The organism is Mesorhizobium liriopis (assembly GCF_024053505.1).
Classification (GTDB): domain Bacteria; phylum Pseudomonadota; class Alphaproteobacteria; order Rhizobiales; family Rhizobiaceae; genus Mesorhizobium_B; species Mesorhizobium_B liriopis.
This window is the reverse complement of sequence record NZ_JAMXQS010000003.1, coordinates 226,870-243,651: the sequence shown is the minus strand read 5'-3', so window position 1 is coordinate 243,651 and position 16,782 is coordinate 226,870. Positions and strand designations below refer to the sequence as shown.

Here is a 16,782-nt window from a genome sequence, read left to right as displayed (position 1 = left end):
GAAGGCACTCGCATGGCATTTCCCGATAACTTCGTCTCTCCCGACAGCAACGACAGCCGCCTCGTACGCCCCGCGCCGCGCAAGATGCTCGTTGGCGGGCGCTCGGTCGATGCCGCGTCCGGCAAGCTGATCGAACGTGAGAGCCCCGGGCACAAGGGAGCGGTGGTCGGCGCGTGGCCGGAAGCCTCGCCCGCCGATGTTTCGGCAGCAATCGCCGCCGCACGTGAGGCGTTCGACCGTGGGCCGTGGCCACGCATGGCCGCCGCCGAACGCTCGCGCATCATGTTCCGTGTCGCCGAACTGATCGAGCGCCATGTCGAGGAATTGGCGCTGATGGAAAGCCTGGAAGTCGGCAAGCCGATCGCGCAGGCACGTGGCGAGGTCTCCTTCTGCGCCGATCTTTGGGCCTATGCGGCGGGTCAGGCGCGGGGGCAACATGGCGACAGCCACAACGATATCGGCGACAACCGCTTAGGCCTCGTGCTGCGCGAACCGGTCGGCGTGGTCGGCATCATCACGCCCTGGAACTTCCCGCTGATCATCGCTTCCGAGCGCGTGCCATGGGCCATTGGTGCCGGTTGTACGATTGTTCTCAAGCCCTCTGAACTCACATCCGGCACCTCGATCCGGCTTGCAGAACTGGCGCGGGAAGCGGGTGTGCCCGATGGCGTGTTCAACGTCGTCACCGGCTATGGCGATGCCGCCGGCCAGCCCTTCGCGGAAGACCCGCGCGTCGACATGGTGGCCTTCACCGGCTCGGTGCGGGTCGGCACGAAGCTCGCCGAGCTCGCGGCGCGCCACGTGAAGCGTGTCGGGCTGGAACTGGGCGGCAAGGGGCCACAGATCGTCTTCTCTGATGCCCATCTGGAAGTGGCGGCAGATGGCATCGCCTACGGCGTCTACCACAATGCGGGCCAGTGCTGCATTTCAGGCAGCCGCCTCATCGTACATGAGACTATCCGAGACGCCCTGCTCGAACGCGTCCTCGAAATTTCCCGCAAGGTGCCGTTCGGCGACCCGCTCAACGAGAAGACGCGCATCGGCGCGATGATCTCGGACACCCATCTCGACAAGGTCGAGCGCTATGTTCGCGACGGCGAGGCGGCAGGCGCGGAACTGCTGACGGGTGGGGCGCGGCAGGGGAAAGACGGGCTCTACTACCAGCCGACCGTGTTCCGGGGTGTGCAGCCCGACATGTCGATCGCGCGAGAGGAAATCTTCGGCCCGGTGCTTTCGACGATTTCATTCAAGACGGCCGACGAGGCGGTGGCGCTCGCCAACGATTCCGAATTCGGCTTATCGGCCACCGTCTGGTCCACCGACCTCGAAAACGCGATGCAGACCATCCGCCGCGTGCGTGCTGGGCGCTGCTGGATCAACAGCGTCATCGACGGCACGCCCGAACTCCCGGTCGGTGGCTACAAGAAGAGCGGCCTGGGCCGCGAGCTTGGCCGCTACGGCTTCGACGAATACTCGCAGATCAAGGGCATCCACATCACGCTCGGCCAGGGACCGCGCTGGTTCAACGACTGAGGATTGCCCTGAACCTCTCCACGCCTGGGAGGGAACGATGGCGTGGCGGGAGAAAACAGCAACCAAAGGGAGGAACGAGAAATGGCGAAAGTTAAATTCCGCGGCCGACTGGCTGCAACAGTTGGGGCCTTGATGCTTTCGACGGCGGCGCACGCCGCCGACGTCAAGGCGACCATGATCATCTACCTGAACCCCAGCGTCCAGTTCTTCAATCCGGTCGTGAAGGGCGCACAGGATGCCGCTGCGCAGTTCGGCGTCGACCTCGACGTGCAATATGCCAATAACGACCCTGTCCGCCAGAACGACCTGATCGAGGCGGCGACCGTGGCCGGCGTCGATGGCATCGCGGTCGCGATCTCGAGCTCGGACGCCTTCGACAAGAGCATCTGCGACGCGGTTAAGGCCGGCATCGTCGTAATCGGTTTCAACAATGACGATCTGGAGGGTTCCAAGGGCAATTGCCGCCAAGCCTATGTCGGCATGAACGAGTTCGCTTCGGGCTACGAGCTCGGCAACCGCATGATCGAGAAGTTCGGTCTGAAGCGAGGCGACGTGGTGTTCAATCCGCGCGAGATCCCCGAAGCGAGCTTCGCGGTCGCACGGGGCGGCGGCATCGAGAAGGCGATGAAGGAAAAGGGCATCAAGGTGGAAACGGTTCGCGCCGGGCTCGACCTCGCCGAAGCGCGTAACATCATGGCGCAGTTCCTGATCGCCAACAAGGACGTCAAGGCGGTGTTCGGCACGGGCTCGGTCACCTCGACGGTCGGCGCGGGAGCCATCGAAGATGCCGGCGTCAAGGTGCCGTTCGGCGGCTTCGACCTCGCTGTCGAGATCGCCAACGCCGTGGAGTCGGGCGCGATGTTCGCGACCATGGACCAGCAGCCCTACCTGCAGGGCTATTATCCGATCGCTCAGATCGCCATGGCCAAGAAATACGGCCTGACCCCCACCGACGTGGATACCGGCCAGGGCGCCTTCCTCGACAAGGATCGCATCGCGAGGGTCAAGCCGATGATCGGCTCCTACCGCTAGTCCGTCCAAACTGTTCCGACCCTTCGCGTCAGGCGCGTAGGGCTTCGGGTTCCCGAGGTTCGAAATACCATGACCGCTGCACCCATGCTCGTGCAGGCGACGGCGCCGCATGGCCGCCTGCGAAGACAATCACCCCTGATGCGCCTGATCGGCGCGCCGGCGGGCGCCATCCTCGTCGCCTTCATCCTGATTCAGGTCCTGTGCATCGCTTACGCGCTGATCGCCCCCGACGAGTTCCGCTACCTGTCCTCACAGAACCTCACGATCCTGATGAAGGCCGTGCCGGTTCTGGGCTGCATGGCGCTGGGCGTCGGCGTGCTGATGATCGCAGGCGAGTTCGACCTGTCGGTGGGCTCCGTCTATGCGCTCACCGCCATCGTCATGGCGGTGCAGGTCGGCAGCGGAATGAGCCCGTTTTTGGCGGCACCCTTGGCGGTGCTGATCGGGGTCGCGATCGGTCTGCTCCACGGCTTCATCACGCTGCGGGCAGCACTCCCCTCCTTTATCGTCACGCTCGGCGGCCTGCTTTTCTGGCGAGGCGCGGTGCTTCTTTATAATGGCGCGGTGCAGGTGCGCTTCGATCCGGGACCGGCTTTCCAAGGCCTGTTCGGCGGCACGTTTCTCGGCATCAACGCCGCCTTCTGGTGGTTCCTTGCACTCAGCCTCGCCTTTTACTTGTTGCTCCACCGTCACCGCTTCGGCAACCACGTCTTTGCGACCGGTGGCAACCGTGCGGCTGCGACCGCCATCGGCATCGATGTGAACCGCGTGAAGATGACCGCCTTTGCGATTGCCGGCGGCATGGCGGCGTTCGCCGGCATTCTGGCGACCGTGCGGGTCGGCAGTGTCCAGCCGGGGCAGGGCACGGGGCTCGAATTGCAGGCCATCGCGGCCTGCGTGATCGGCGGCCTGTCGCTGACCGGCGGGCGCGGTTCGGTGCTCGGCATCTTCCTGGGCGGCATGCTGATCCACACCATCACCAACGTGCTTCTGCTGATGCGTGCCCCGGGATTCTATCTCGACATGTTCATCGCTGTGCTCATCGTCGGGGCCGCCGCCTTCAACAGCATGATTGAGCGGAAGGGACGGGGCTGATGCATATGCCGATCCTCGAACTCCATAACATCACCAAGCGCTTCGGAGCGCTCACGGCACTCCGCGACCTGAGCTTTCACGTCAATGAAGGGGAGGTGATCGGGCTACTCGGCGACAATGGAGCGGGAAAATCGACGGCGGTGAACCTGATCTCAGGGATCCACAAGCCGAGCGGCGGGCATCTTTTCGTCGATGGCAAGCAAACGCTGTTCTCCTGTCGCACCGACTCCGCCGAAGCCGGCATCGAGACGATCTACCAGAACACGGCGCTCGTGGATTCGCTCTCGATCACGCGCAACATCTTCATGGGCCGGGAGCTTTGCACGCACGCTGGCATGCTGAAACTTGCCGAGATGCGCGAGATCGCGATGCAGGTGCTCAAAAGCGCCGTACATATCTCTGGCATCGACTCGCCTGACATGCTGGTGGGCGAGTTGTCGGGCGGCCAGAAGCAGGCGGTGGCGATTGCGCGCGCCGTGTTCTTCAAGCGGCGCATCCTGATGCTCGACGAGCCGACCTCCGCGCTTTCCGTGCGCGAAACCGAAGCGCTGCTCAACCAGGTACTCAAGCTCAAGGCTGAGAACGTGTCGAGCGTGCTCGTGACGCACAATCTCTACCATGCCTACCAGGTCTGCGATCGGTTCGTGATCATGAGCCACGGCACCAAGGTCTTCGATGTCGCCAAGGCCGACACGAGTATCAGCCAACTGACGGAATATGTGGTGCTGACATGAACAAGCCCGAACGCGACATCAAAGGCGAAGCCTGCGCGCATCAGCTCACTACATCGCGCCATGCGGTGGCGCCCGCGGCCGCGGCCGCGATGGGTACGGAAGACCTGCGTCAGCATTTTCACTTGGGACAGCTCTTCGAGCCCGGCCGCGTGAACCTCGTTTATTCCCATTACGACCGCATGGTGGTCGGTGGCGCGGTGCCCTTGGGCGAAACTCTGTCGCTCGAAGCCGTCAAGACGGCCGGCACCTCGTCCTTCCTCGACAGGCGGGAATTGGTTGCGGTAAATATCGGCGCGCCCGGAACCGTGACGGCGGGCAACGAGCAGCACCGCCTTGGACCGCGCGACATGATCTATGTCGGCCGGGGTGAGAGGGTTTCCTTCGGTTCGGACAATGCGAACGAGCCCGCCCGGTTCTACCTGCTTTCCGCTCCCGCGCACCAAGCCTGCCCGACGCGTCTGATGACAGTCGCGGACGCCAAGCGGCTGGACCTCGGCGCGCAGGAAACCTCCAACGAGCGGTCCATCTTCCAGTTCACCTCGGCTATCGAGACCTGCCAGCTCGTGGTCGGCATGACGCAGCTCGCCAAGGGCTCGGTGTGGAACACGATCCCCGCGCATCTGCACGACCGGCGCATGGAGGCCTATCTCTATTTCGATCTGCCCGACAGCGCACGCGTGTTCCACTTCATGGGCGAGCCACACGAGACGCGGCACATCGTGATGGCCAACGAGGAGGCCGTTCTGTCGCCGCCCTGGTCGATCCATTCCGGCTGCGGCACTTCAAACTACGCCTTCATCTGGGCGATGGCCGGCGACAATGTCGATTACACAGATGTCGATCCAGTGCCGCTCGGAGCCATGCGGTGAGCGGTCTCTCCGCGTTCAGCCTCGAAAACAAACGCATCGCGGTGACGGGTGCGAATACCGGCATCGGTCAGGCGATCGCCGTGGCGATCGCGCGGGCTGGCGGCGCGGTGGTGGCGTTCGGCCGCTCGTCGATGGCCGAAACCGAGCGGATGGTCGCTTCTGCGGGTGGCAGGATCGTCTCCGCCGCATGCGATCTGGCCGATGCCGCCGCTAAAAACCTGATCGGCGAGATATGGCAAAGTCTTGGGCCGCTCGATGGATTGGTCAACAATGCCGGTATCATCCGTCGCGCCGACTCGGTGGAGCTGAGCGAAGCCGACTGGGACGATGTGCTCGATCTCAACCTCAAGGCCACATTCCTGCTTTCGCAGGCCTTTGCACGCCATGCGATGGCCGAGAACCGGCCGGGCCGCATCGTCAACATCGCCTCGCTTCTGTCGTTTCAGGGCGGTATCCGCGTTGCGTCCTACACGGCTTCCAAACATGGGGTTCTTGGCCTCACGAGAATCCTCGCCAATGAATGGGCGAGCCGGAACATCAATGTGAATGCCGTGGCGCCGGGTTATGTTTCCTCGAACAACACCGAGGCGCTGCGCGCCGATCCCGAACGCAATGCCGCCATTCTATCGCGCATTCCGGCGGGACGTTGGGGCCAGCCGGACGATATCGGCAATGTGGTTGTATTTCTGTTGGCGCCCGCATCGGGCTATGTGAACGGTGCGGTGATACCGGCCGACGGCGGCTGGCTGGCGAGGTAATGTAATGACCCAGAACACCGACATCTTCATGCGTGCCGACGAGGGCGTGTGGGAAGCCACACCGGACAACAACCGGCGCCGCGTGCTCGTTCATACCGCAGAGTTGATGATGGTGGAGTTCACCTTCGAGAAAGGCGGCGTAGGCTGGAAGCACTCGCACCCGCACGTGCAGTCGAGCTTTGTCGCCGAAGGCGCATTCGATGTCACTATCGACGGGCAAACGGAGCGATTGAACGCAGGCGACTGTTTCATCGTGCCCTCAGGATTGGAGCATGGCGTCAAAGCCATGGAGAAAGGCCGTCTGATCGATAGCTTCACGCCAGCCCGCGTGGATTTCCTAACCGACCGCTGAGCCTGCTAATTCGAGAAAGGGTCTTTTCCACCCTGCTTACGCGCTTGACCTCTGAACCACGGCGGCGAACGATCTCAGCACAAGGGTGCGCCCATCTTCTCAGGGTTGGAATGGCTGAGCGGGGTCAGCTCAAGCTTCGCACGATCGGAGCATTCGATCTGACGCGGCTGGAACGACTCAAGCTTTTCAAAGAGATCAAGTGTGAAAGCTATGGAGCGCGACAAGAACAAAAGAGGAGTGCATCAGGCCGCTGTAATCGCGCATGCTATGAGGCAGAGCTCTACATCCCTCGAGGCCATGGGAAGCGTTGGGAACCGGCCGAGCGACTTGGTATCAACAGCGTGAGACAAGTCTGTCGCCAGTAGACAATAAACAGGACGGCGACGCACCTGTCTGAAACAGTGAGGCGGCCATAAGCTCAAGTCCCAGTTCCGCGTCTGTCGTACCACTCCATCCGTGGTAGGCACGGCCGGTCGTGCCGGGGTTCGGGGATGATGCCGCCGAAGGGGCAGAGCCCCATGGGACGGGTGACGCAGCGAGCAGGCAGGGCGGAGTGAAGAGGTTAGGCGTTAGAAGACGGTAGCGAGCCTTTAATTGAACACCTCATTTACACCTCGCGTTTCAGCTGTGGTGTTTTACCTTTTCGGAACGGAAAACGGCCGGGTTGAGCCCGGCCGTATCCTATTCGATGCCAGCAGTTAGCGGGCTGCGGTCCAACCTTTATACTCGCCGACATTCTCGGCGGTGATCAGCTTGGGGTCGAGCAGCACGGTCGGCTCGGCAGGCTTCTTGCCGGCAAGCACGTCGGCAGCCATGGTCAGGGCCTGACCAGCCATCACATAAGGATCCTGCGAGGCCGAGGCCTTGATCATGGAGTTGCCTGACGAGAATTCCTTCTCGATATCCGGTGCGCCGTCGACTGCGGTGATGATGAACTCGTTGCGGTTCAGCTGCTTGGCGGCAAGCTGCGCGCCGATCGCCGTCGGGTCGTTGATGGCGAACACGGCATCGATCTTGTCGAAGCGGGTGAGCAGGGACTGGAACACCTTCAGGCCGCCGTCACGTGAGCCTTCGGCGTTCTGGTCGTCCGACAGGATCTTGATGTCGGGATGCTGGCTGAGCACGTTCTTGCAGCCCTGCACGCGGTCGAGGATCGACGACGAAGCCGGGCCGTTGATGATTACGTAATCGCCTTTGCCACCGGTCTGGTCGACCAGATACTTGCAGGCTTCCTCGCCGGCCTTGACGTTGTTGGTCATGACCGTGACGTCGGCGCCGGGTGCGGACACGTCAAAGGCAGCCACCACGATGCCGGCAGCCTGGGCCTTCTTCACCGCGGGCGCGATCGCCTTGGCGTCGACGGCGTTGAGCATGATCACGTCCACGCCGGCCGCGATGAAGCTGTCCACCTGGGAGACCTGCTTGTTGAGGTCGTAGTCGGCGGAAACGGAGGTGACCTGCACGTTCGGATTGATCTTCTTGGCAGCGTCCTCGATGCCCTTGATGGTGGCGACGAAGAACGGGTTGCCGAGCAGGCCGACCGAGATGCCGACCTTTTCGAGATCCTTGGCCGAGGCGGGAGCCGCGACCAGCGCCGCAAGGGCTGCGCCGCAGAGCAGCGCGGAAAGCTTCTTCATTGTATTCCTCCTGTTGAGGCTTCCGCTTCTGCTGGAAGCCGTTTTCTCCCGGCACATCGCCGGAGCTCCTTTGGGCCTTATGTCCGCGCGGTGCCCTGCGCACGGTAGCGGTCGAGCGCCACGGCCACGATGATGACGAGGCCCTTGATGATATACTGCCAGATGTCGGACACGCCCGCGAGGATCAGGCCGTTGGACAGAACGGCGATGATCAGGCCACCCACCAGCGTGCCCCAGATCGAACCGACGCCGCCCACGAAGCTGGTGCCGCCCAAGATCACCGCCGCGATGGCATCGAGTTCGTAGCTCGTGCCCAACTGCAGACCGTTCGCCGCATAAAGCCGCGCGGCCGACATGGCGCCGCCCAGACCTGCGAGCAGGCCCGACACGCCGTAAACGAAGAGCAACACGAGCGAGACCTTGATGCCTGTCAGGCGCGCGGCCTCGGCATTGCCGCCGACGGCGTAGATCCAGGTGCCGAGCACGGTGCGCTTCAGAACGAACCAGGAGATCACGATCACCGACAGCGCGATGATCACGAGCCATGGCACGCCGAAGAGCGAGCCATTGCCGATCGCCTCAAACGGCAGATCCGCATTGAACACCGTCGTATCATTGCCGAGCAGACGCGCAATGCCGCGCACGGCCGTCAGCGAGCCGAGCGTGACGATGAAGGGCGGCAGTTTGACATAGGCGACGAGCAGGCCATTGATGACGCCGAAGCCGAGGCCGACCAGGATCGCCGCAGGCACGCCGAGCAGGCCCCAGTCGGGAAACAGAGACACGATCACCGCGACCATGGCCGAGGCCGCCAGAATCGAGCCGACGGACAGGTCGATGCCGCCGGTCAGGATGACGAAGGTCATGCCGGCGGCAAGCACCAGATTGATCGAAGCCTGCTGCATGACGATCAGCAGATTGGTGTCTGTCAGAAAGCGCGGATTGATGAAGTAGAAGCCGATGGCGAGCAGAACCAGGATCGGCAGCATGCCAAGCGCGGAGACGAGCGTCCGCCAGCGCGCGCTAGTCGCAGGCTTCGCAGACGTCGCCGCCACCGGCGCGGCTCCAGCCATGTTGGAGGCAGGCGTGGTGTTGGGGTCGTTCACGCTCATCGTGCCGCGGCTCCTGTGGCGAGTTCCATGATATCTTCCTGCGCAGCGGGCTGGCCGGGGGCCGCACGAACCTCGCCAGCGATATGGCCATCACGCATCACGAGCACACGGTCGGCGACGCCGGTCACCTCGGGTAGTTCGCTCGAGATCATCAAAATGCCGATGCCTTGCGAGGCGAGACTATCGATGAGGCGGTAGATTTCCGACTTTGCGCCGACATCCACGCCACGCGTCGGTTCGTCGAGAATGACGACCTTCGGCTTGGTCTCGAGCAGACGCGCGAGAAGCACCTTCTGCTGATTGCCACCCGAGAGGGAGCCGACAGTGGTGCTGATCGACTTGGTGCGGATGGAAAGATCGGACACTGCCTTGTCGGCACGCTTGCGCGCCATCCCGAAGTCGCGAATGCCGCCGGCTTTGGCGTCCTCGCCGATCACGCCGATATTGATGTTGTCGGCGATCGACATATCGAGAAACAAACCGAGCTGCTTGCGGTCCTCGGTGAGGTAGGCGATGCCCGCCTGGAGTGCCTCGCGTGGCGAGTTGACCGCGAGCGGCTTGCCGTCGAGTTCGACCGTTCCCGTGCGCTTCCTGTCGGCGCCGAATATGAGGCGTGCCAGTTCCGTTCGGCCCGAGCCGACGAGACCTGCCAGCGCCACCACTTCACCCTTGTAGAGGTCGAAGGAACAGTTCTGCAGGAAGTCGCCGTCCGACATGTTGCGGACGCTCAGAGCCACAGTCCGCTCGCCCACGGGCGCCTTGTGGTCCTTCTTGTAGAACGAGGACAGGTCACGGCCGACCATCATGGAAACGAGGCGCGGTGCGTTCAATTCTTCGCGCGAAAGCGTGCCCACATAGCCGCTGTCGCGCAAAACGCTGACGCGGTCGGCGAGCTGGTAAATCTCTTCCATGCGGTGAGAGATGTAGATGATCGCGATGTTCTGGCTCTTGAGGTTCGCAATCACCTCGAACAGCCGGTCGGTTTCGCGCGAGGACAGCGAGGTGGTCGGCTCGTCCATCACGATGATGCGGGCATTGGTGGAAAGCGCGCGTGCGATCTCCACCATCTGCCGCTCGCCGAGCGACAGCCCTTCCACGAGCGTGCGTGGGCCGAACGAAACACCGAGCCGCTTCAGGATGCCTTCGGAATTCCGAACCATCGCGGCTCGATCCACGATGCCGAAGTGGCGCGGCTCGTTGCCGAGAAAGATGTTCTGGGCAACCGACAGGTTGGGCGCGAGCGACAGTTCCTGATAGATCACCGCCACGCCATTCGCGCGCGCCTTGATGGGATCACCCGTGGAGGCCGGCTTGCCCTCGATCAGGATCTCGCCGCCGCTGTCGGGCGAGTAGGCGCCCGACAAGACCTTCATCAGCGTCGACTTGCCCGCGCCATTCTCGCCCATCAGCGCGTGGACCTCGCCAGGATAGACCGTGAGCGAGACGTCATTGAGGGCGCGAACCGGGCCGAACGTCTTGCTGATATGGCGCATTTCAAGCGCGGGGGCGGAGGTCGTCGGGATCGTCACGCTATCCTCTTTCGCTCTCAAGCCAGCGCCTGTTGAGCGCGATGCCTTCTACTATCTCGCATCGAAACGAATGCAACACGGTCCTGATGCCTCATCAACAGTTGCAGCTTCGCGGGAGTGATTCCTCCGCGCACGTCTGGAACACAGTTGGACATCATCTACCATCTGAAACCAGCCGCCCACCCACAGCTTCCGTCCCGCGAGCGAAACTCGCAGGTTTGGGCGTTTTGGGCTGGAATGCTGATCGCGAGCTTTTCGGAACAGGATAGGCGGCAACCAAGCGACTGGTCATGTTCCGTTATCCAGCTCCCAGATTGGATCGCGACTGTTTTCGGCATCGATCCTAGGACTTTGCGCATGCACTTCGCAGAGGATCTGCTCGGACCGATCGGAAAGATCGATTGCCAAGTGCAAGGGGCTGAACTCAAGGAGCCGAGCCTTAAGCCGCGGCTTGAATCGTCTTGAGGTAAAGCGAGAGCAATTGGGTCTGCGAGGCGATGCCAAGCTTTCGGTAGACGTTTCGGCGATGGACCTTCACGGTTCCTGTCGCGATGCCCAGCCTTTCGCCGACCGCCTCCGACGAGTGCCCCTGCAGCACCAGTTCGACAATGGCGGCCTCGCGTGTCGTCAGCCCCAAGCGCTGCCACACACCTCGCTGCGCGTCGATCGGCGATGCTTTGCGCCTCCGTTCTGCGTGAGCTGCATCGAAGCGCGGGTCGAGATCGGACCAGAAACGTTTGACGAGCGCTGCCGCGAAAGGCTCTGCGTCCTTCAGGAGAGCGAACTCGCGAGCGGGAAAGACATGCGTGCTGTGCTTGCGCATCAGTGAAAGCACGACCGTGATGCCGTTTTCGGCCGGCACGAAAAAGCCGATCTCCTCGGCTAGCCTCGTTTCCGAATAGTAGGTGCGGAAATACTCGCTCGAAAAGAAGCGGTCGGGTGCCAATTCGCGCATGCGAAACACGCCGGATATCGGCTGCCGCGCGGCGTGAAAGAACGGGTCGAGCAGGTAGGCCCCGGCCTGATAGCGCGACACGAAAATCTCGTAATCGGAAGGCTCGAAGTTCGAAAAGAGATCGATCGGCCGCTCCTGGCCTCGATAAGCGAAGACCACAGTAAAATCGAAGCGTGCGAGCGCCGCCATGGCTTCACCAAACGCGGCACCCACTGCTGCATCAGGCAGCGCCTCCTTCGCCAGCAAAGGCACAATCACGTTGAGCAGGCCGCTTCGTTGGATCATGCCTATACCTTGCAGGAGCCGATAACGAGAAAAATACCCCTCTTGGGGTATATACCGCGAGTATCCCCTTTCGGTAGGCTTCGTCCGTTGAGCGGAACAGAAGCGGGGGCAATGAGGATGCGGGAAGCGTGACGGCCGCCGCCGTGAACGACATCGAGTTCCGCTCGGTCAGCAAGCGCTATGGCGAAGTTCTGGCGGTGTCCGGCATCGACGTGGCCGTGCCCAAGGGTGCCTTCGTGGCACTGCTCGGTCCATCCGGTTGCGGCAAGACCACCTGTTTGCGCATGATCGGCGGCTTCGAGCAACCGAGCGAGGGCACGGTGCTGATCGATGGCCAGCCCATGAACGGCGTGCCGCCCTATCGCCGGCCCGTAAACATGGTGTTCCAGCATTACGCGCTCTTCCCCCATCTCGATGTGGAAGCCAACGTGTCCTACGGCCTGCGCCAGCGGCGGCCGCGCATCGAACGCCGCGAAGTGGCGAAGCGCACCGCGCAGGCACTCGAACTCGTGCGTCTCGGCGGCTTCGCCAAACGGCGCGTCCACGAGATGTCGGGCGGTCAGCAGCAGCGGGTGGCGCTGGCGCGCGCCATCGTCAACCGCCCCGCTGTGCTGCTTCTCGACGAACCGCTCGCGGCGCTCGACCGCAAGCTGCGCACGGCCATGCAGATCGAACTGCAAAGCCTGCAGCGCGAACTCGGCATCACCTTCCTTCTCGTGACACATGACCAGGAGGAGGCGCTTTCCATGAGCGACTATGTCTGCGTCATGAATGCCGGCCAGATCGTGCAGATGGCCCCGCCGCAGGAAGTCTACGACCGGCCGCGGACCCTGTTCGTCGCGGATTTCGTGGGCAAGACCAATCGCCTTTCCGGCACGGTCGAAGCAGGCGGCACGACCCTGCGCTTGGGCGATGGCCGGGCTCTGCCTGTTGTTGCACAGACGCCCGGAGCTGTGACGGCCGTTCTGCGCCCCGAAGCCATCCGGCTCGACCGGGGTGAGTGTTCGGAGCGAATGGACGCGCTCGGCGGCACCGTCACGCATCGCATCTTTCTCGGCAACGCTGTGGAGTATGCGGTGGCGATCGACGGGTTAGGCGAAATGCTTGTCACCGCCGACCGCAGTGCCGCCCGTGACCCGGCCGAGCCCGGCGAGCGCGTCAATCTCAGCTTCAAGCCGGAGAGCCTGCTCGTTTTTCCAGCCTGACCTGCCGAACAAGTCCGACAACAAAAAAGGGGAACCACCATGTCGAAGCTTCCGGAAAAGCCCATCAGCGCAGAGGCCCTGACGGCGCAATTCATGCGGCTCAAACGCGGCTCCGTTTCGCGCCGCCATTTTCTGGGCGTGACGGGCCTTGGCCTTGCCACCGCCGTGTTGGGCCGCACTGGCTCTTTCTCCCTCGAAGCACACGCACAGGACCTCGGCTCCCAGATGTCGCTCGCGACATGGCCGAACTACCACGATCCGGCGAGCTTTGAGGCCTTCACCGCCAAGACCGGGGTTGCGGTCGAAGTCAACGTGTTCGGCTCGAACGAGGAGATGCTCGCCAAGCTTCAGGCCGGCGGCACGGGCTGGGACCTGTTCGTGCCGACCAACTATACGATCTCGACCTATGCCAAGCTGAAGCTGATCGACCCGCTCGACCTGTCCAAGCTGCCCAACTACAGCGCCAAGACCGAAACCGCCCGCTTCACGCAGGAAGGCGTGATCGACGGCCAGACCTATGCCGTGCCGAAGAACTGGGGCACCACGGGCATGGCGATCAATACGGACAAGCTGAAGACGCCCGTGACGAGCTGGAAGGATTTCTTCGAGCTGGCACAGACGGAAGCCGATGGTCGGGCCATGGTTCACGACTATCAGCTGACCACCATCGGCAGCGCGCTGGTATCGCTCGGCTACAAGTTCAACTCGGTCGATCCGGCCGAACTCGCCAAGGCCGAGGAGCTGCTGGTCAAGGTCAAGCCGCATCTCTTCGCCATCAACAGCGACTACCAGCCGGCCATGCGCGCAACCGACGCCTGGATGACCATGTGCTGGACCAATGACGGCGCACAGCTCAACCGCGACATGCCCGAGATCGCCTTCGTGCTGGGCAAGGATGGCGGCGAGATCTGGTCGGATTTCTACGCCATCCCGTCGAGCGCGGCGAACAAGGCCGCCGGCTATGCGCTGCTCGATTTCCTGATGACGCCTGAAAACGCCGTCAAGGAACACATCGCCAATGGCGCGCCGACCACCGACAGCCGGGTGCTCGCTCTTCTTCCGACCGAAGTCACCAGCAACAAGATCGTCTACCCGGACGAGGCCGCGCTGACTCCGCTCGAATTCGGTGCCGCGGTGACGCTGACCGACCCGGCCCGTGCCGAAGTGATGGCGCGTTTCAAGGCGGCCTGATCCAACCATGGCGACGCGTGCGGGAACGAGACATCGGTTTGTGACGGCAGCGCTCGCGGCGCCTGCCGCGCTGTGGATGCTCGTCTTTCTGGTTCTGCCCTTCGTCGCCATGCTGGTCTTCGCCTTCGGACGCCGTGCGCCCGAGGGCGGCTATCTGCCCGGCTTCACCTTCGAGCAGTTCCTGAACCTGCCTGCGCGAGCGGCGGCCTTCGGCAACACGCTGATGCTCGCACCAGCAGGCGCCCTCCTGTGCCTGCTGGTCGCGTATCCCGTCGCCTATTATCTCGCGGTCAAAGCCGCGCCGCGCCATCGGCTGGTTCTGGTCTCGCTGATCGTCGTGCCGTTCTGGACGAGCCTCCTCGTGCGCACCTATGCGTGGATGTATATCCTGGGTTCGCGCGGCCTGCCGAACCTCCTGAGCACGATCGGCCTGCCCGACTTGCGCATGCTCAACACGCCGGGCGCGGTGCTCGTCGGCATCGTCTACGGCTACCTGCCTCTGATGATCATGCCGATCTATGTCAGCCTCGAGAAGCTTGATCGGCGCCTGCTCGACGCCTCTGCCGATCTCGGGGCAAGGCCCGTTTCGACCTTTCTCGGCATCACGCTGCCGCTTTCCTTGCCGGGTGTCATGACGGGTGTGGCGCTCGTCACCATCCTGCTCCTCGGAGAATACCTGATCCCGCAACTGCTCGGTGGCGGCAAGGTGTTCTTTATCGGCAATGCGCTGGTCGACCTTTTCCTGCAGTCGCGCAACTGGCCCTTCGGCTCTGCCATCGCAGTGACACTGGTTCTGGTGGTCGTGGTGGTGCTGACGGTGGCGATGCGGATCGCTTGGCGCTTTGCCGGTACGCGACGCGTGGACCTCGTCTGATGCGCGCCTTCGTTTCCTTTGTTTATCTCTTCCTTTATGCGCCGATTGCACTCGTCGTGCTGTTCTCATTCAATGCAGGGCGCAGCGCGAGCGAGTTCACCGGCTTCTCACTCGCATGGTACGGCAAGGCCTTCTCGAACACCTTCCTGATTCAGGCGCTGCAGAATAGCCTGATCATCGCCTTCACCAGCGCGCTTTTGGCCGCAGTGTTCGGCACCATGGCAGCACTCGCCATGGAGCGCATGGGCGCAAGGATGCGCCTCGTCTTCGACGGGCTCTTTGCCGCCGCCATCGTCGTGCCGGGCGTGGTGATCGGTATCGCGACGCTCGTAGCACTGGCTGCCGTCTTTTCCGTGCTCAATCCGGCACTCGCCAGCCTGTGGCCTACCGCGACGCCGCCGCAGTTCGGTTTGGGTTATTTCTCGATCATCGCGGCCCATGGCCTGTTCTCGATGGCCGTGGTGTCCATGATCGTGCGCGCCCGTATCGCGAGCCTGGGTCGCGACATCGTGGAAGCCTCGAACGATCTCTACGCCACCCCCTTCGGCACCTTTCGGCAGATCGTGCTCCCCCAGATCATGCCCTCGGTGCTGGCAGGCTTCCTGCTGGCCTTCACCTTCTCCTTCGACGACTTCATCATCGCCTTCTTCGTGGCCGGCTCGAAAACGACGCTGCCCATCTATGTCTTTGCCTCGATCCGGCGCGGCGTGACACCCGAGATCAATGCGGTGGCAACCACGGTGCTCATCGCCTCGCTTTTTCTGATCTTCGCCGCACGCTTTCTGATGCGCGAGAAAACAATGAGAACCTCTGGGGAGGGGTAGATGATCCTGAAGGGGCGCGTGGCGCTCGTGACCGGTGCCGGTTCCGGCATCGGCCGGGCAGGAGCCGCGCTGATGGCGCGCGAGGGTGCCCATGTCGTGATCATCGATCGCGACGCGGAGGGCGGCGAAGACGCTGCCGCTTTGATCCGTGCGGAAGGCTTTTCGGCCGAGGCCCATGCCCTCGACGTCACCGACGATGCCGCCCTCTCAGTGCTCGTCGATGACGTGCTCGCTCGTTTCGGGCGCATCGACATTCTCCATAACCATGCGGGCGCACAGGTGGCCGGCACGCTCGAAACCGTCGATCCGTCCGGCTTCGACCGCTCCTGGCAGCTCAATGTACGCGCCCATTTCATGGCAGCCCGCCTCGTGGTGCCCGCCATGAAGGCCGCGGGGCGCGGCGTGATCCTCAACACCTCATCGAGCTCGGGCGTGCTCTATGACCGCGAGATGATCGCCTATACCACCACCAAGCACGCCGTGATCGCCATGACGCGCCAGATGGCCGGCGACTATGCCCGTTTCAATATCCGCGTGAACGCGCTCTGTCCGGGCTGGGTGGATACGCCCTTCAACGACCCATTCATCGCGCAAATGGGCGGGCGCGACGCGATCGAAGCCTACATGCGCGAGAAGGTGCCGCTCGGGCGCTGGGGAACGGTGGACGAGATCGCCGAATGCATTCTCTTCCTCGTTTCCGACCGCTCTTCCTACATGACCGGTCAGATCCTCGTTGCGGATGGGGGTGAAACAGTCGTTTGAAGGGGGAGTCATCGAACAATCGACACAAAGGCCAA

General features: G+C 62.9%; 15 protein-coding genes and 2 pseudogenes. 12 read left to right on the top strand and 5 right to left on the bottom strand.

The features are described 5' to 3' along the window. Positions 1-12 precede the first annotated feature (12 nt). The 7 genes from NGM99_RS06935 (at position 13) to NGM99_RS06905 (ending at position 6,373) form a co-directional block, all read left to right on the top strand. The gene (locus NGM99_RS06935; RefSeq protein WP_252817415.1) at positions 13-1,533 is read left to right on the top strand and encodes an aldehyde dehydrogenase family protein; all 1,521 of its coding nucleotides are present in this window, start codon (positions 13-15) and stop codon (positions 1,531-1,533) included. An 81-nt stretch (positions 1,534-1,614) separates the two neighbouring features. Then, the gene (locus tag NGM99_RS06930; protein ID WP_252817414.1) at positions 1,615-2,565 is read left to right on the top strand and encodes a sugar ABC transporter substrate-binding protein; all 951 of its coding nucleotides are present in this window, start codon (positions 1,615-1,617) and stop codon (positions 2,563-2,565) included. A 69-nt stretch (positions 2,566-2,634) separates the two neighbouring features. Further along, a complete protein-coding gene (locus NGM99_RS06925; RefSeq protein ID WP_252817413.1) occupies positions 2,635-3,660 on the top strand; it encodes an ABC transporter permease in 1,026 nt (341 codons plus the stop codon). Beyond that, positions 3,660-4,394, top strand: a complete 735-nt coding sequence (locus NGM99_RS06920) for an ATP-binding cassette domain-containing protein (RefSeq protein WP_252817412.1) — start codon at positions 3,660-3,662, stop codon at positions 4,392-4,394. Before NGM99_RS06925 ends, NGM99_RS06920 begins: the two co-directional genes overlap by 1 nt. Then, positions 4,391-5,263, top strand: coding sequence for a 5-dehydro-4-deoxy-D-glucuronate isomerase (gene kduI / locus NGM99_RS06915; RefSeq protein ID WP_252817411.1), 873 nt, complete (start codon positions 4,391-4,393; stop codon positions 5,261-5,263). Before NGM99_RS06920 ends, kduI begins: the two co-directional genes overlap by 4 nt. Next, the gene (gene kduD, locus NGM99_RS06910) at positions 5,260-6,021 is read left to right on the top strand and encodes a 2-dehydro-3-deoxy-D-gluconate 5-dehydrogenase KduD (RefSeq protein ID WP_252817410.1); all 762 of its coding nucleotides are present in this window, start codon (positions 5,260-5,262) and stop codon (positions 6,019-6,021) included. Before kduI ends, kduD begins: the two co-directional genes overlap by 4 nt. A 4-nt stretch (positions 6,022-6,025) precedes the next feature. After that, positions 6,026-6,373 (top strand): cupin domain-containing protein, encoded by a 348-nt coding sequence (locus tag NGM99_RS06905; RefSeq protein ID WP_252817409.1) that lies wholly within the window; start codon positions 6,026-6,028, stop codon positions 6,371-6,373. 698 nt (positions 6,374-7,071) lie between these two features. Here NGM99_RS06905 and NGM99_RS06900 read toward each other — a convergent pair. From NGM99_RS06900 to NGM99_RS06885, 5 genes and pseudogenes are all read right to left on the bottom strand, one after another. Continuing rightward, the gene (locus NGM99_RS06900) at positions 7,072-8,010 is read right to left on the bottom strand and encodes an ABC transporter substrate-binding protein (RefSeq protein ID WP_252817408.1); all 939 of its coding nucleotides are present in this window, start codon (positions 8,008-8,010) and stop codon (positions 7,072-7,074) included. A gap of 77 nt (positions 8,011-8,087) precedes the next feature. Next, positions 8,088-9,083: an ABC transporter permease subunit gene (locus tag NGM99_RS06895; RefSeq protein WP_252817782.1), complete on the bottom strand. Its 996-nt coding sequence runs from the start codon at positions 9,081-9,083 to the stop codon at positions 8,088-8,090. 35 nt (positions 9,084-9,118) lie between these two features. Beyond that, positions 9,119-9,808: pseudogene (locus NGM99_RS21910) on the bottom strand (ATP-binding cassette domain-containing protein); the annotation flags it as partial. Between the two features lie 327 nt (positions 9,809-10,135). After that, positions 10,136-10,564, bottom strand: a pseudogene (locus NGM99_RS21905) (ATP-binding cassette domain-containing protein); the annotation flags it as partial. 526 nt (positions 10,565-11,090) lie between these two features. Continuing rightward, positions 11,091-11,891: a helix-turn-helix transcriptional regulator gene (locus NGM99_RS06885; protein WP_435371403.1), complete on the bottom strand. Its 801-nt coding sequence runs from the start codon at positions 11,889-11,891 to the stop codon at positions 11,091-11,093. Between the two features lie 128 nt (positions 11,892-12,019). Between NGM99_RS06885 and NGM99_RS06880 the strand changes: the two genes are divergently transcribed. From NGM99_RS06880 to NGM99_RS06860, 5 genes are read left to right on the top strand one after another with little or no spacing between them, the layout of a single operon-like run. Further along, on the top strand, positions 12,020-13,096 hold the full coding sequence (locus NGM99_RS06880; protein ID WP_252817407.1) for an ABC transporter ATP-binding protein: 1,077 nt from the start codon (positions 12,020-12,022) through the stop codon (positions 13,094-13,096). 39 nt (positions 13,097-13,135) lie between these two features. Next, positions 13,136-14,287, top strand: a complete 1,152-nt coding sequence (locus tag NGM99_RS06875) for a polyamine ABC transporter substrate-binding protein (RefSeq protein ID WP_252817406.1) — start codon at positions 13,136-13,138, stop codon at positions 14,285-14,287. A gap of 7 nt (positions 14,288-14,294) precedes the next feature. Further along, the gene (locus NGM99_RS06870; RefSeq protein WP_252817405.1) at positions 14,295-15,161 is read left to right on the top strand and encodes an ABC transporter permease; all 867 of its coding nucleotides are present in this window, start codon (positions 14,295-14,297) and stop codon (positions 15,159-15,161) included. Beyond that, positions 15,161-15,985, top strand: coding sequence for an ABC transporter permease (locus tag NGM99_RS06865; RefSeq protein WP_252817404.1), 825 nt, complete (start codon positions 15,161-15,163; stop codon positions 15,983-15,985). The genes NGM99_RS06870 and NGM99_RS06865 overlap by 1 nt, the downstream gene beginning before the upstream one ends. After that, positions 15,986-16,747, top strand: a complete 762-nt coding sequence (locus NGM99_RS06860; protein WP_252817403.1) for an SDR family NAD(P)-dependent oxidoreductase — start codon at positions 15,986-15,988, stop codon at positions 16,745-16,747. The last annotated feature ends 35 nt before the right edge of the window (positions 16,748-16,782 follow it).

What these genes read in the sequence shown, in the direction of transcription:
- NGM99_RS06935 (WP_252817415.1), top strand. Translation starts at nt 13, where the DNA reads ATGGCATTTCCCGATAACTTCGTCTCTCCCGACAGCAACGACAGCCGC.
- NGM99_RS06930 (WP_252817414.1), top strand. Translation starts at nt 1,615, where the DNA reads ATGGCGAAAGTTAAATTCCGCGGCCGACTGGCTGCAACAGTTGGGGCC.
- NGM99_RS06925 (WP_252817413.1), top strand. Translation starts at nt 2,635, where the DNA reads ATGACCGCTGCACCCATGCTCGTGCAGGCGACGGCGCCGCATGGCCGC.
- NGM99_RS06920 (WP_252817412.1), top strand. Translation starts at nt 3,660, where the DNA reads ATGCATATGCCGATCCTCGAACTCCATAACATCACCAAGCGCTTCGGA.
- kduI (WP_252817411.1), top strand. Translation starts at nt 4,391, where the DNA reads ATGAACAAGCCCGAACGCGACATCAAAGGCGAAGCCTGCGCGCATCAG.
- NGM99_RS06905 (WP_252817409.1), top strand. Translation starts at nt 6,026, where the DNA reads ATGACCCAGAACACCGACATCTTCATGCGTGCCGACGAGGGCGTGTGG.
- NGM99_RS06900 (WP_252817408.1), bottom strand. Translation starts at nt 8,010, where the DNA reads ATGAAGAAGCTTTCCGCGCTGCTCTGCGGCGCAGCCCTTGCGGCGCTG.
- NGM99_RS06895 (WP_252817782.1), bottom strand. Translation starts at nt 9,083, where the DNA reads ATGGCTGGAGCCGCGCCGGTGGCGGCGACGTCTGCGAAGCCTGCGACT.
- NGM99_RS06885 (WP_435371403.1), bottom strand. Translation starts at nt 11,891, where the DNA reads ATGATCCAACGAAGCGGCCTGCTCAACGTGATTGTGCCTTTGCTGGCG.
- NGM99_RS06875 (WP_252817406.1), top strand. Translation starts at nt 13,136, where the DNA reads ATGTCGAAGCTTCCGGAAAAGCCCATCAGCGCAGAGGCCCTGACGGCG.
- NGM99_RS06870 (WP_252817405.1), top strand. Translation starts at nt 14,295, where the DNA reads ATGGCGACGCGTGCGGGAACGAGACATCGGTTTGTGACGGCAGCGCTC.
- NGM99_RS06865 (WP_252817404.1), top strand. Translation starts at nt 15,161, where the DNA reads ATGCGCGCCTTCGTTTCCTTTGTTTATCTCTTCCTTTATGCGCCGATT.
- NGM99_RS06860 (WP_252817403.1), top strand. Translation starts at nt 15,986, where the DNA reads ATGATCCTGAAGGGGCGCGTGGCGCTCGTGACCGGTGCCGGTTCCGGC.